14 protein-coding genes are annotated in these 12,577 nt (G+C 59.2%); 8 read left to right on the forward strand and 6 right to left on the reverse strand.

Annotated elements, in window-relative coordinates:
* The first annotated feature begins 181 nt into the window (after positions 1 to 181).
* The 7 genes from WDN46_14835 to WDN46_14865 all read left to right on the forward strand — a co-directional run bounded on the left by WDN46_14835 (position 182) and on the right by WDN46_14865 (position 4,820).
* Complete coding sequence (locus WDN46_14835) at positions 182 to 1,285, forward strand: TIGR03118 family protein (GenBank protein ID MEJ0094651.1); 1,104 nt, start codon at positions 182 to 184, stop codon at positions 1,283 to 1,285.
* Between the two features lie 513 nt (positions 1,286 to 1,798).
* Positions 1,799 to 2,556 (forward strand): IS5 family transposase gene (locus WDN46_14840; GenBank protein MEJ0094652.1). Its coding sequence is split into 2 segments (ribosomal slippage): positions 1,799 to 2,138 and positions 2,138 to 2,556, totalling 759 coding nucleotides; the frame shifts between segments, so codons are not numbered across the junction.
* Positions 2,557 to 2,604: 48 nt separating this feature from the next.
* Complete coding sequence (locus WDN46_14845; protein MEJ0094653.1) at positions 2,605 to 2,799, forward strand: type II toxin-antitoxin system HicA family toxin; 195 nt, start codon at positions 2,605 to 2,607, stop codon at positions 2,797 to 2,799.
* A gap of 9 nt (positions 2,800 to 2,808) precedes the next feature.
* On the forward strand, positions 2,809 to 3,222 hold the full coding sequence (locus WDN46_14850; protein MEJ0094654.1) for a type II toxin-antitoxin system HicB family antitoxin: 414 nt from the start codon (positions 2,809 to 2,811) through the stop codon (positions 3,220 to 3,222).
* A gap of 286 nt (positions 3,223 to 3,508) precedes the next feature.
* A complete protein-coding gene (locus tag WDN46_14855; protein ID MEJ0094655.1) occupies positions 3,509 to 3,730 on the forward strand; it encodes a hypothetical protein in 222 nt (73 codons plus the stop codon).
* A 44-nt stretch (positions 3,731 to 3,774) separates the two neighbouring features.
* Positions 3,775 to 4,095 carry a DUF2335 domain-containing protein gene (locus WDN46_14860; protein MEJ0094656.1) on the forward strand — a complete coding sequence of 107 codons (321 nt, stop codon included), beginning with the start codon at positions 3,775 to 3,777 and terminating at the stop codon, positions 4,093 to 4,095.
* Positions 4,096 to 4,511: 416 nt separating this feature from the next.
* A complete protein-coding gene (locus WDN46_14865; GenBank protein ID MEJ0094657.1) occupies positions 4,512 to 4,820 on the forward strand; it encodes a hypothetical protein in 309 nt (102 codons plus the stop codon).
* A 120-nt stretch (positions 4,821 to 4,940) separates the two neighbouring features.
* Here the strand turns inward: WDN46_14865 and WDN46_14870 are convergent.
* From WDN46_14870 to WDN46_14885, 4 genes are all read right to left on the reverse strand, one after another.
* Positions 4,941 to 6,109 (reverse strand): IS3 family transposase gene (locus WDN46_14870; GenBank protein MEJ0094658.1). Its coding sequence is split into 2 segments (ribosomal slippage): positions 4,941 to 5,845 and positions 5,845 to 6,109, totalling 1,170 coding nucleotides; the frame shifts between segments, so codons are not numbered across the junction.
* A 966-nt stretch (positions 6,110 to 7,075) separates the two neighbouring features.
* Positions 7,076 to 7,833, reverse strand: a protein-coding gene (locus WDN46_14875; GenBank protein MEJ0094659.1) for an IS5 family transposase whose coding sequence is annotated in 2 segments (ribosomal slippage) — positions 7,076 to 7,494 and positions 7,494 to 7,833 — 759 coding nt in all. Because the reading frame shifts where the segments join, the coding sequence is not laid out codon by codon here.
* Between the two features lie 193 nt (positions 7,834 to 8,026).
* A complete protein-coding gene (locus WDN46_14880; protein ID MEJ0094660.1) occupies positions 8,027 to 8,266 on the reverse strand; it encodes a hypothetical protein in 240 nt (79 codons plus the stop codon).
* Positions 8,267 to 8,284: 18 nt separating this feature from the next.
* Positions 8,285 to 9,370: a phage portal protein gene (locus WDN46_14885; GenBank protein ID MEJ0094661.1), complete on the reverse strand. Its 1,086-nt coding sequence runs from the start codon at positions 9,368 to 9,370 to the stop codon at positions 8,285 to 8,287.
* 459 nt (positions 9,371 to 9,829) lie between these two features.
* Between WDN46_14885 and WDN46_14890 the strand changes: the two genes are divergently transcribed.
* Positions 9,830 to 10,546, forward strand: coding sequence for an alpha/beta hydrolase (locus tag WDN46_14890; GenBank protein ID MEJ0094662.1), 717 nt, complete (start codon positions 9,830 to 9,832; stop codon positions 10,544 to 10,546).
* Between the two features lie 391 nt (positions 10,547 to 10,937).
* Here the strand turns inward: WDN46_14890 and WDN46_14895 are convergent, their stop codons facing one another.
* Together WDN46_14895 and WDN46_14900 are read right to left on the reverse strand one after the other, a co-directional pair.
* The gene (locus WDN46_14895) at positions 10,938 to 11,492 is read right to left on the reverse strand and encodes a cytochrome b (GenBank protein MEJ0094663.1); all 555 of its coding nucleotides are present in this window, start codon (positions 11,490 to 11,492) and stop codon (positions 10,938 to 10,940) included.
* Entirely contained in the window at positions 11,489 to 12,547 is a 1,059-nt protein-coding gene (locus tag WDN46_14900) for a catalase family peroxidase (GenBank protein ID MEJ0094664.1), read from the reverse strand. Before WDN46_14900 ends, WDN46_14895 begins: the two co-directional genes overlap by 4 nt.
* Between the last annotated feature and the right edge of the window lie 30 nt (positions 12,548 to 12,577).

Raw genomic sequence — 12,577 nt, forward strand, 5'->3', positions numbered from 1 at the left:
TTCGGGAATCGCAGTTCATCAAACGACATTCTTTCACTTCGATCGTAACGAATTTCCTAGTAGCGGAAATCACGGTGAAACGAGACCACTCTATGTTGTCTTCGTCGAAGAGAGGACGGTTCTTTCCGAACCGATCTGCGACATCGGCCGAACAACCCGATTCCAAAAAATAGGAAATGAAATGAATCCGAAAATTCCGCTTTTGGCCGCGGCTCTGTCCGCCGCCGCATTGCTGTCCGGCGCTGCGCACGCACAGTCAACGACGCCCCTCTTGTACCAAAAGACGAACCTTGTCTCGGACACCAAGGGCGGCGGCATCACCATCGACCCTATCCTGGTAGACCCCTGGGGCATGGCCTTCCAGCCGGACGGCGCGTTCTGGATCAACGATAGCGGTTCTGGCGTCGCCACCCTTTATGACGGCAATGGGACCAAGGTGCAAAAAACCTTCACCATCCCCAATCCCATCACCCCCAGCGCGAAGTCGCAACCTTCTGGCTTGCTCTGGAATCCGACCCCCGACTTCCTGGTCCCCGGCACGCAGCTGACCTCGCTCTTCATGTTCGCGACCCGGCAGGGCTCCATCGCGGCCTGGGCTCCGAATCTGCCGGTCAATCCAACCGTCGCCGTCACCGCCGTCGACAACTCGAAGACGGGCGCCGTTTACACCGCTCTGGCCCTCGGCGAGACTACAGACGGCGCGTTCATTTACGCCGCCAACGTCCATACCGCCCATATCGATGTCTTCGACGCCACATTTAAGCCGGCGAATGACAAGCTGACGGGCACGTTTTCCGATCCGCAGATCCCCGCTGGCTTCACGCCCTTCGGCATCCACACGATCGAGGGCAATATCATTGTGACCTATGCCAAGCAGAACGCCACGAAAACCTTCGTCACCCCAGCAGCGGGCGCTGGTTTCGTCGATATTTTCGACACCAACGGCAATCTCTTGCAGCGCCTCGGCGCTGGCGGCGTCCTCAACGCCCCCTGGGGCGCTGTGCTTGCCCCGGTTGGTTTCGGCGGCGCCAGCGGCGATATCATCGTTGGCAACTTCGGCGACGGCCATATCAACGCTTTTGATGGAAAAGGCGGCATTCAACCTCTGCTCAACCAAAGCGGCCAGCCGATCGGCGCTCCCGGCCTGTGGGAACTGAGGTTCGGCGGCGGCTCTATATCTGATCCGCGCGCGCTGTTCATCACCACGGGAGTTGACGCCGGCACGCACGGCCAGTTCAGCACGCTTACCCCGGCCACCGCGACGCCAGTTGCAGCGGCGAATTGATCGACAAAGGGCCGGAGTAAAGCCTCCGGCCATCACTTGACGGATGCAGGCCGCCAGGGCTCGCGAGGTCTGGCGGCCTGCCCATCACGTCTCCTCTTCGAACGACCGGTCCGTCAAGGTTTCCCTGCCTTCGAGCACCAAAGAGTTGCTTGCCGGCTATTTCGAATCTTGATGTCGATGCAGGCATCATCGATCATTTCCCGCCGGAATCTTTCTCCAAAAAGTGAAGCGCGGCTTCGATCAGAGAGCGTACAGCCTCGGCCTTGTAGGTTTCGGATTAGGCTGGGTGGTAATCCAATCGTCGATAGAATTCAAAGTATCGACAGCAATGCGGAGTGTTTTGGTTTCAGGACGCACGCGTCCCGTCGGCCGACCTCTTTTGTTTTTTGCGAGAGAAAGCTGTCTTTTTTCCACTATCTTATACTCTTCGCTCGATCGCTTTAGGGCCCAGACCCATAAAATGGTTGGCGTGACAGGCGGATTGTGATTCACAGCTTCCGAAAGGAAGCGACTATGAATCGGGATCAATTCTGGCTGACGGACGCGCAGTTCGCGAAGATCGCGCCGCATCTTCCCACGGACACGCGCGGCAAGGCGGGCGTCGATGATCGCCGGGTGGTCAGCGGGATCATTCATGTGCTGAAATCTGGCGGACGCTGGATTGACGCGCCGCTGGAGTACGGGCCAAAGAAGACTCTCTACAATCGCTACGTTCGCTGGGCTGCTAAGGGCGTTTGGATCGATCTGTTCCACGCGCTTGCGCAAGCAGGCGGGCCGCCGGCGCAGGTCCTCATCGACTCCTCGGCGGTCAAGGCGCATCGCTCGGCCAGTGGCGGCAAAGGGGGGAGAAGAATCAGGCCATCGGCCGTTCGCGCGGCGGGCGCACAACCAAAATCCACGCATTGACCGATGCGGACTGCCGCCCGCTGTCTTTCATGCTCACCGGCGGCCAAATCGCCGATTGCTCGGCGGGCGCGGAGCTTATCGCGCGACTTCCTCCTTGCGAAATCCTCCATGGCGACAAGGGCTACGACGCAAATGCGATCCGTCGGCAGGTCGAGGAGCGCGGAGCTATGCCGAATATCCCGCCCAAGGCCAATCGCAGGTGGAAGAACTGCTTCTCGCCCTTCCTCTATCGAAACCGCAACGCCATCGAACGCATGTTCTGCCGCCTGAAAGACTTCAGGCGCGTGGCTACGCGCTACGACCGAAACGCATTAAACTTCCTCGCCACAGTCTGCATCGCCGCTACCGTTTGCTACTGGTTGTGAGTCTGGACCCTAAACTGCGGGGCGAGTCAACAAGCCAGAGGGTGCGCCATGCAAGGCCTGGAGACCAACGTGCGTAAAATCATCGCGCGCCTGGAAAAGGAAGGTTGGATGAATATTGGGGTCGCCGGCCACTATCGATTCGTTAACCGGGATTTCCCAGGAGTGATGATCGTTGTTCCCCGTAGGAAAGAACTTACAATCGGCGCCGCGCAATCCATTGCCGAAGCGGCGGAGTGGATTTAGGAGACTTCCATGGCTCATTATGTTGGGATTCTGGACGGAAGCGACGACAATTGGGGTGTCCGCATCCCAGACGTCCCCGGCTGCGTCGGCGCCGGCAACACCCCCGACGAAGCCATCGCCAGCGTCACTGGCGCGCTGCGCGATGTCATGGCGCATAAAGCCAACGGATCGGTTCGAGATCCCGACCGCAAGGGGCGTTGGCAAGGTCCTTACATCAATCAGGCTCTCGCCGGGCGAAATGCCCGTTCTAATTCCACTGCTTCTCGAGAATGGACGCCTCGTGAAGGTCAACCTGATGATCGACGCGGGTTTTGCTTGAGACGATCGACCGGGAAGCGGCCAGGCGAAAGCCGAGCCGATCCAAATTTATGGCCAGCGCCGCGCGCGATAAGATCGAGGCGCAACGGTGATCCGCTGAAATAACGGTGCATCATGCAGACAGAATGGGCTAAGCGCCGGCACACGGTCCGAAAGTTGGGACGCTCCCACACCGAAGGGGCCGCGCGCGATAAGATCGCGCACAGCGGTAGGCCGCCAATAGGACATTTCCCTATAAGAAACAGGACATTAATCGGCTGGCTTGGAGCCTTAACGATCCGCCGCATTTGCCTGTGTGAACTTACGCATTGTTGGACCGTTGCCGATAGCATATTTGTTAGGCTGTTTCGGAGATCTTCGCGAGCTCCGGTGCGTGGTCTAGGAGTCCTAGATGGAAGACATGTTCACGGTCTGGATGAAGTTTTCAGCATCGATGATTCGAGGTTTTGCTCAGATGGGCTCCTTCGGACAGAATAAGGCCGAGCTACCGAAGCGAGCCAACTCTGTTTCTGAGGCGTTGCATCAGGACTGGGTAAAAGTCGGCTCGGATCTTAGCTCGGCTGAGCGGCGATACAGGCGCAGCCTGGACGAAAAGATCAAACGTGCCGGATGACCTCGGCCCCGGTAGAACGAGATAGGCCAATCCAAACGGAAATTATGGGTTGGTCTGGACCGCTCCCGCCGCCAGGGTCGCTCCGAGAATTCGAGATGATCGTGCCCGGTTCGGCAGCGCGGATCGTGCGTCAATTTGAGGATGAGGCAGCTCACCGCCGCGCGCTCGAAAAAACCGAACTCCGGTTTCGAATTTGGGAGGCCCACATCGGCCAATGCCTTGCTGGCATCTTTGCTGTTGGAGCCTTTGGCGTGACAATTTATGCGCTGCATATAGGTCAGCCCACCGTTGCCGGAATATTCGGAACGACGACCATTGTCAGCGGCATCGCTGCGTTTCTGAATCGCGCCAAGCGTTCAGAATAGACACGCTGGTCTGCCGCTGTCGGGAACCAAGCACCGCGCTTTACGTTAGCAAGGCACTTCCTATCCTATCTAAATAAACTCGGCCCGGCTTCGCGCCGGGCTTTTCCATGACCACCACTAACTGTTATATCGCGTTGCTATCACAATTTTCGTTCCAGGAGATTTTATGATCAAATTAGCAGCGTTGGTAGTTTTGTCAGTCGGCGTCGCTTTACTGGAAGCAATGCGAAAGACAATACTTTTAAAAGCGGCATGTAAGACCTTCGCGTCACTTACGCCTGAGAGCCCGGCCCAGCGCCGGGCTTTTTCATGCAACCGTAACTGTGGCGAAACACTTTTGTAATCTAGTCGCGACTAACTCCTTGGCCGGGAGCTAAGCAATTTCGATTGGCTCTGGAGTTCTAAGAAAGTCGATCATGGCCCGTAAGCCAACCTCCACGCAGGCGGCTGCCGCCAGCCAACCCGTTGTAGAAATTATTCCCAGTGTTGCTCAAGGTATTTCGGCGGTCGCGAGCGCAAGCGCTCCGTTCTTATATTTTGAACGAGCTCCGTTCCTTGGACACATGGATGGGGTCGTGAAAGTCGCACTTGAGGTGAGTCGCCATGTTGCGGTCTCGCCTGCCGGGAACGAAGTCTTGATGGATCGGGTGATTGTCGCTCATCTCATTGGCAGTATGGAAGCCATGAAATCGCTTCGGTCCGCGCTCGATAAAATTATCCCTTGACGCCTTCGAAACCCGGACGGCTCGGCCCGGCCCAGCGCCGGGCTTTTTCTTTTATGTTGCGGCATCGCAACGGCTGACGGTATTCGTGGCCTGCCCCCATGGGGTGATCCAGTTTGAATGTTAGTGCATTGTCGGCCCTGGCGCTATTGCTGGCGTGGCGGGCGAAGCTGGTCCGGATTGCGAAGCCGGCCATTGCAGGGTCTCCGGGGCTGGCGGCTTGTAGCCCAGCGATGAGTGCGGGCGCACGGTGTTGTAGTGGCGTCGCCATCGCTCAATGACGACCTTCGCCTCCTTGAGAGTGTAGAAGATTTCACCATTCAAAAGCTCGTCGCGCAGCTTCGAGTTGAAGCTCTCGCAATAGCCGTTCTCCCAGGGACTGCCCGGCATGATGTAGGCGGTCTTCGCGCCGACGGCGGCAATCCAGTCACGCAACGCCTTGGCGATGAACTCCGGGCCGTTGTCGGAACGAATGTGGATCGGAACCCCTCGCAAGATGAAGAGGTCCGAGAGAACGTCGATGACGTCCGCTGCCTTCAGCTTCCGGTTAATCCTGATCGCGATGCATTCGCGGGTAAATTCGTCGATGATATTCAGCATGCGATATTTCCTGCCATCATGAGTGCGGTCCTCGACGAAGTCATAGGACCAGACGTGGTTGGGGCATTGCGGGCGCAGCCGGACGCACGAGCCGTCATTGAGCCAGAGACGCCCGCGCTTGGGTTGTCTGGCCGGAACTTTCAGCCCCTCGCGTCGCCAGATCCGCTCGACCCGTTTGACGTTGACCTTCCAGCCTCGCTCCCACAACATCGCCGTGATGCGGCGGTAGCCATAGCGGCCGTACTGGATGGCGAGCGCCGTGATGTCGGCGATCAATGCCGCTTCGTCATCGGGCTTGGTCGGAACCTTGCGCTGCGTGGAGCGATGCTGACCGAGAACCCGGCAAGCGAACCGCTCGGAAACGCCATGTTCGGCGATCACATGCTCCACGCAGGCGCGACGACGCGCGGAGCTCAGAAGTTTCCCGAGGCAGCCTCTTTCAGGATCAGCTTCTCAAGCGTCAAATCGGACACCGCTCGACGGAGCCGCGTATTCTCCGCCTCCAGCTCCTTCAGCCGCTTCACCTGATCGCCCTTCAGGCCGCCGTATTCCGACCGCCATCGATAGTATGTAACTTCCGTCACCCCTATCGAGCGGATCGCCTCCGCGACCGGTCGCCCTTGCGCGCTAAGCACTTCGACTTGCCGTAGCTTCGCGACGATCTCTTCCGCCTTGTGTCTTTTCCTCGGCATTGCGCAGTCCTCCATCAGGCTCATAAGCCCATACTTCACGGAGGATCACTTTTCAGGGGGCAGACCATTCGTCACTGCGAGCACTGTTTGGAATTGCGTAGGGGGACCGGGAAGAGGATCGTTTCCTGGGGGTGGCTTCGTGGTTGGGAAGCTGCCGTGTCGGTAGAAGCTGCCCCTTACTTTGTCGGAACATTTTGGCAGTGCCACTTAAGCTTGCCGCCGCGGCGCCCGATAAGATCGGGCACAGCGGTGAGTCGGTATTTCGTAGGGCGGTCAAGCTGGGAATAGAATAGCTGCCGCATGAGCGAACGCGGATAGCGCCGCAAAAAATGCGGCAAATCCATTTCATTTGGATTGTTTTTTGATTGTCTTAACGACGTCGTATAGATGCCCCCAGCGATCTTTCTCGTCGATTAGGCCACCGACGAAACTTCCCGGTCCGGGGGTCTCGGTAGGTACCGGCACCCAAACAACGGTTGAGCCTACCCAGAACACGGCCGCGACTACAGCAGAAAGCGCCGATAGGGGCTCAATGTACCAGGACCTTTGCATCTGATGCATGATGCTAACCTCTGTCCAGAGAACACTCTCAATCTGGTCCCCATAAGAACTCTGGATCGTTCTCTACTAAAAATCCGGGATGGGTAACATCCTTGAACAGATTTATTTCTACTTCCGAGTCGCCGAGATATATGCTGAAAGCATAAAATTGCTCTCGATTGTCGGGCCCCATTACGACTATTCTGGCATGCGAATGGCCCGTCTTCAGGAGATAATCCTTCGTATTTCCCCAGTAAAAATGATCCCTAGTGCCGGCCGATTTATAATATGCTACGATTGGAAACACCAGTACCTTACCTTTTGTGACATCATTTACAAACCCGAGATCAATTCTATTCTTGCCAAGCCAAGTCGCATAGTCGACTAAAACGCGGATCTTTTCTGCGTTTGCACTAGGGTCCAGACTCACAACCAGTAGCTGACGGTAGCGGCGATGCAGACTGTCGCGAGGAAGTTTATGGCGTTTCGGTCGTAGCGGGTAGCCACGCGCCTGAAGTCTTTCAGGCGGCAGAACATGCGTTCGATGGCGTTGCGGTTTCGATAGAGGAAGGGCGAGAAGCAGTTCTTCCACCTGCGATTGGCCTTGGGCGGGATATTCGGCATAGCTCCGCGCTCCTCGACCTGCCGACGGATCGCATTTGCGTCGTAGCCCTTGTCGCCATGGAGGATTTCGCAAGGAGGAAGTCGCGCGATAAGCTCCGCGCCCGCCGAGCAATCGGCGATTTGGCCGCCGGTGAGCATGAAAGACAGCGGGCGGCAGTCCGCATCGGTCAATGCGTGGATTTTGGTTGTGCGCCCGCCGCGCGAACGGCCGATGGCCTGATTCTTCTCCCCCCTTTGCCGCCACTGGCCGAGCAATGCGCCTTGACCGCCGAGGAGTCGATGAGGACCTGCGCCGGCGGCCCGCCTGCTTGCGCAAGCGCGTGGAACAGATCGATCCAAACGCCCTTAGCAGCCCAGCGAACGTAGCGATTGTAGAGAGTCTTCTTTGGCCCGTACTCCAGCGGCGCGTCAATCCAGCGTCCGCCAGATTTCAGCACATGAATGATCCCGCTGACCACCCGGCGATCATCGACGCGCGCCTTGCCGCGCGTGTCCGTGGGAAGATGCGGCGCGATCTTCGCGAACTGCGCGTCCGTCAGCCAGAATTGATCCCGATTCATAGTCGCTTCCTTTCGGAAGCTGTGAATCACAATCCGCCTGTCACGCCAACCATTTTATGGGTCTGGGCCCTAAGCTTGCTCTCGTTTGTACTTCTGAACCGTGCCCCTTCCTGGGTTGCATCTCATCAGATCGAATGTCGGCTCCCGGCGCGAAGCGGCTATTCCTCCGCGCGCGCTAAGCTTCGCCTATGGATCATGAACAATCATTCGGCGCGCCGGCGCTTGTCGCCTCCGCTCCATTCGGCACATTGTCGGCGCCAGGCGTGTCGCCTTCTTCGGTGTTGGGATGCCTGGCGCCGTCCGCCGCTGTGCCGGTGGCGTCGCTGCCTAGCGCCGCCATGTTGAGCGGCCGATAGACCTCGTCGTCGCCTTCGACGGGCGGTAGGTTTTCGCTGGCGCGCACTTCGTTCGGCGACAGGAAAGCCGTCAGCATACCGACGCGCGCGGAATTTTAGCGGGTCGTGATATCGGCCCGCAGCAACACCGTCTCGTCCATGTCGATCTCGAGGCCTTCGTCCGAGAGGCCGAAGACCTGATCAAACTTTTGCTCCCAGCGATGCAGATCAGGCATGACAGTATTGTTGACGTAGTCCTGATCCATTTGGACGATGTTGACGCCGCGCAGCTGGTCCGTCCCGAGCTTATGTGGCGGGATGCGATAAAAGCGGGCGATGTCCTGCACCTGGTAGGCGCGCTGCGCCATGAACTCCATGTCGACCGAAGTGAGCTGCAACTGGTTTGCCTTGATGCCTTGTTCGAGCGCCGGCACGCCGCCGACGTTTTGAAAGCCCGCGTAGGCGTCGCGGAACTGCTGGTTGAGACGCGTCCCGGCGTCCTCGGACAGTTTATGCGGAGCTTCGAGCACCATGCTGGGCCGGGCGCCATTGGCCATTTGTCGCGCCGTCTGTTGTTCGAGGCCCTTGGCGACGCCGATGGAATCGCGCGCGATGCCGATCGTCGAAAGCGCCATGAGCGCGTTCAAGCTCAGGCCGCGCAGATGAAAGATATCCTCCGAGGCGATCGAGGACGGAAACTCGCGCAGCATGGCGATCTGCCAGAGCCCGAGCCGATTGACGTTGTAAAAAATCTGGCGGTCGAAGCCCTCAAGGACGAGAACGGCGTCCGGATTGATCGGAATGAGCTCAGAGACGACGCCGCGCGCATCGCGCTTGATGGCCGCATGAGCATTACCGCGCAGAAGATAGGCGGCGTTCATTTGCTCCCTGAATTCGAACCAAGTCCGAACCCGATTCGGTCGGCGAAAAACTTTGCATAGCGGATGCGTCGTATTTTGCACCCGTGAGCCATCCGGCCGACGCCTGAACAGGCGCGGCGTGCAGCGGGCGGTATCTTGCGAACGGATGGTGACGCAAGCGTAGACGGTCGACACCGCCATCGCCGCGCCCTGGCTGATGTTCAGCCCCGTCGTCGAGGGCGTCGAGCCCAGCGTCGGCAGATATCCCATCGCCGGGAGCGCGGCGCCAACGCCTTTCTCTTTTGGCGCGAAGGCCTGGCGGAGGCGGGAGACGAGGCTCATGGGTGAAAGAAATTCTCTTTTATGGAGACGTCGGCGCGCTTTACGAGCGACGCAAGATTCAAGAGTGGATCTGACCATTTGTAACCACCTCGACTCGAGTTGGTTGGCAGCCTTCGCCGGCGTCAAGAGGTTGGGCGCCCCCTATGTCCATGACACTCGTAACTGAGTTGCCACAGTTTTGTATTGAGACGACCTTAGATTGTAGGATCAGAGTTCGACAGCACCGCCACTATTGATTTCAGGGCTCGACCCAGAAGCCAAATCCGTACTCGAAATGTTGGCGGCCGCTCCGCCGGCGCCGCCGCCCGCGAACGCGCATGAAATTGTGATGGCGTGGCGCGGCCGCGTCGATTCGTTTGCAGGCCTTCAAGGCCTGGGGCCCGACCTAGCCGATGTCTCCGATGTCCACTTCGACCACGCAGGTCATTTGCTGAGGCTGAGAATCTATCGCGGCCAACAGTGGGGCGCCTTCCCGTTCTCCTTTACCTACATGGGGGCGGCTTTGTCAGCGGTTCGATCGAGTTCTACGACACGCCTCTCCGCAAACTCGCCAAAGAGACAGGATGGGCGATCGCGTCGGTGGATTATAGGCTGGCGCCCGAGCACCCCTTCCCGGCGGGCTTAGATGACTGCTATGCCGCACTCTCTTACATCGTCGCCGAGCAGGCTTCCCTCAATCTGGACGCCTCGCGGATAGTTGTGGCCGGCGACAGCGCCGGCGGCTTGCTCTCGGTCGCAACGGCGCTGATGGCTCGTGATCAAGGCAAACCAGCTCTCGCAGGTGTGATCTGCCTCTATCCGAACACCGATTTGCGCGACGATAGCGGCTACCCATCGAAAGCCGAACATGATGGAAAAGTCTTCAGCCTTCATGAGTATGCCCAGTTAATGGGTCTCTATCTTCCCGGTGTCGATCGCCGGCAACCTTACGTTTCCCCTGTACTGGCGGAGGATCTTACCGGGCTCCCGCCTAGCCTAATCATTACCTGCGGGTGCGATCCGCTGCGCGATGAAGGCGAAGCGCTTGGCAAGCGCCTGCGCGCGTCAGGCATCGCGACCGAGACGGTGCGTCTTGAAGGAATGCTGCACGGCTTGCTGTCAATGCTGCCTCTGATGCCGGTTGCCGGCGAGAGATTGCTTCGTCTGATTAACTCGTTTCTCCAAAAACTGCCTTAACGTCAGATCACCAACAGATTGTGGCCGTCCTCATAGACCGAACGGCCGCCGAGGGGCTCGGGGTTGTGACTCATCAGCGCGACGGCGTTGATGAGCGCCACCAACGGGTCGATTATCCTTGGGCTCGACTTTCGCGTTTCCGACGCACCAAGCCATCATCGCTGATCCGCAATGGACGACAAGGTTGCCGTCGGCGAGTTTGACTTACGTCATCTTGATCGTGCCGGTCAGCTTGTAGCCCTGCGACACGCCGACGATGCGATCGTCGGCGGAAATGTCGCGCAGCGCCATGGCCTAGACAATCTCCGCGACGGCCGTAAGGGTCGAGCCCGACAGAGGCCAGAATTCCGGCTAGGTCGATCTCCGCCGCAATGTCGGCCACAAAGCCTTGTTACTCGGCCGCGATCTCGTTATGCGGAGGCACAGGCGCCATAGTCTCGAATACGCCATCTCGTCGGACGAGCGCATGGAACAGCGCCGCCGCGAGATGCAACAAGACTACCGCGAAGAACAGGAAAGCCAGATAGAAATGTGCGTCCCAGAGCACACTATGCAGATGGTCGCTCTGCGGCAGTATCGCCGGAAGATATACGCCCCCGAACACCACCACCGGATAGGCGGCAGCCGACAGCATCGCCCAGCCGATCAGCGGCATGGCAATCATCAGCGCATATAGCACATAGTGCGACAGATGCGCGGCGAGCCGCATCGGCTCAGGCAAGTCGGCCGGTAGCGTTGGGGCGCCGTAGCGCAGGCGCACCGCCAGCCGGATGAGCGCCAGCACCAGGATGGCGATGCCGAGAGATTTGTGGATGGATATAAGCGGCAGATATTTCGGCATCACCGTTGAGACCATGCCGACGCCGATGAAGAGCATCGCCAGGACACAGACGGCCATTAACCAGTGCAGCAGGCGCTGAAGCGGAGTGAAGCGCTCTCGGATCATGGTTTGGTACCCGTTGCGGTTCGTGGATAGTCCTTGGCCTCCGCAGTGCGAAGGTCATAGGACACCCTGTAGGCGGACGACCGCGCGGCCGGAAACGGGTCATTTGAGGTGGTGATGCCGGACGGCAGCACGATCGGGTCGAAGTTGATGTCGCGGCACGGCCCGTCCGGCTCGGCCTGAACCTGCTGCACGATCAGCGTGCCCACGGTGACGGTGCGGCGGTCCTTCGGCCACGCCTTGCTCGGGTCGTCCGTCGGATCGCCTGGATTAGCCACTGTGACCACCATGTTCCAGCGCAACGGCCCGCTACGCACTCGCTCGGCGATCTCTTGCTCCAGATAGTCGGGGCCGCGCTTCGCAAGATCCTCGGCCGAGATCGGGACGGGTTGCGCAGTCGGCACGAGCGACCACCGCACGCTGTGCTCGGCGCCGGAATCGTCGACGAAGATGAAGGCGTCGAGACTGTTGAAAGGTTCCTCTGCGTAGCTGCCGGTCCAGGGAGCGCTCTTAGCCCACGCGCCGAAAGCTTCGATTTCTGGATGCGCGCCAGCAAATGTCTTCATCGCGTTCGGGTCTTTGCTCGCGGAGGCGAGCAGCAGCTCGTAAAACGCTTGCGGCGTCGCTACCGGAAAGAAAGGGGGGTCGATCATGGCGGCGCGCCATTCCTGCCCATCCGGCGTAGAGATCCGCAGCCCCATCCCCCGCACCCTGACCGTGGCGTCCGGTGCGTTCGGATCGGCGGTGCCGAGATTGAAGCGCCCGAGAGCTGGATACTGCCCGCGGGTGAATACCGCGGCCCGCGAGAGCGCCGAGCCAGCGCCGTTCGCTTCGAACACGCCAGTGAAGCAGACGCCCTTGGCGTGGTTCCGGCGATGGCCGAGCGGCGCCCCCGTGGGGGGAGTCAACGCCAGTATGATCTTGTCCGGAGTCAGGCGCTGCGGTGAGAACCATCCCGCCGTGTAAGCGAAGGTGGCCGCGGCGAAAACAACGATGACGGCGATCAGCACCATCGATCCAAACACCGAGCGCGCGGGCGACGGAAGCGGCTGCGGCATTCAAACCTCGCTGTCACGACGGAAAGGCCA

This window comes from Methylocella sp. (assembly GCA_037200525.1).
Classification (GTDB): Bacteria; Pseudomonadota; Alphaproteobacteria; order Rhizobiales; family Beijerinckiaceae; genus Methylocapsa.

Bases quoted from the DNA above. Each gene is read 5' to 3' on its own strand.
- WDN46_14835 (MEJ0094651.1), top strand. From the start codon at position 182: ATGAATCCGAAAATTCCGCTTTTGGCCGCGGCTCTGTCCGCCGCCGCA.
- WDN46_14845 (MEJ0094653.1), top strand. From the start codon at position 2,605: ATGCAAGGCCTGGAGACCAACGTGCGTAAAATCATCGCGCGCCTGGAA.
- WDN46_14850 (MEJ0094654.1), top strand. From the start codon at position 2,809: ATGGCTCATTATGTTGGGATTCTGGACGGAAGCGACGACAATTGGGGT.
- WDN46_14855 (MEJ0094655.1), top strand. From the start codon at position 3,509: ATGGAAGACATGTTCACGGTCTGGATGAAGTTTTCAGCATCGATGATT.
- WDN46_14860 (MEJ0094656.1), top strand. From the start codon at position 3,775: ATGGGTTGGTCTGGACCGCTCCCGCCGCCAGGGTCGCTCCGAGAATTC.
- WDN46_14865 (MEJ0094657.1), top strand. From the start codon at position 4,512: ATGGCCCGTAAGCCAACCTCCACGCAGGCGGCTGCCGCCAGCCAACCC.
- WDN46_14880 (MEJ0094660.1), bottom strand. From the start codon at position 8,266: ATGCTGACGGCTTTCCTGTCGCCGAACGAAGTGCGCGCCAGCGAAAAC.
- WDN46_14885 (MEJ0094661.1), bottom strand. From the start codon at position 9,370: ATGAGCCTCGTCTCCCGCCTCCGCCAGGCCTTCGCGCCAAAAGAGAAA.
- WDN46_14895 (MEJ0094663.1), bottom strand. From the start codon at position 11,492: ATGATCCGAGAGCGCTTCACTCCGCTTCAGCGCCTGCTGCACTGGTTA.
- WDN46_14900 (MEJ0094664.1), bottom strand. From the start codon at position 12,547: ATGCCGCAGCCGCTTCCGTCGCCCGCGCGCTCGGTGTTTGGATCGATG.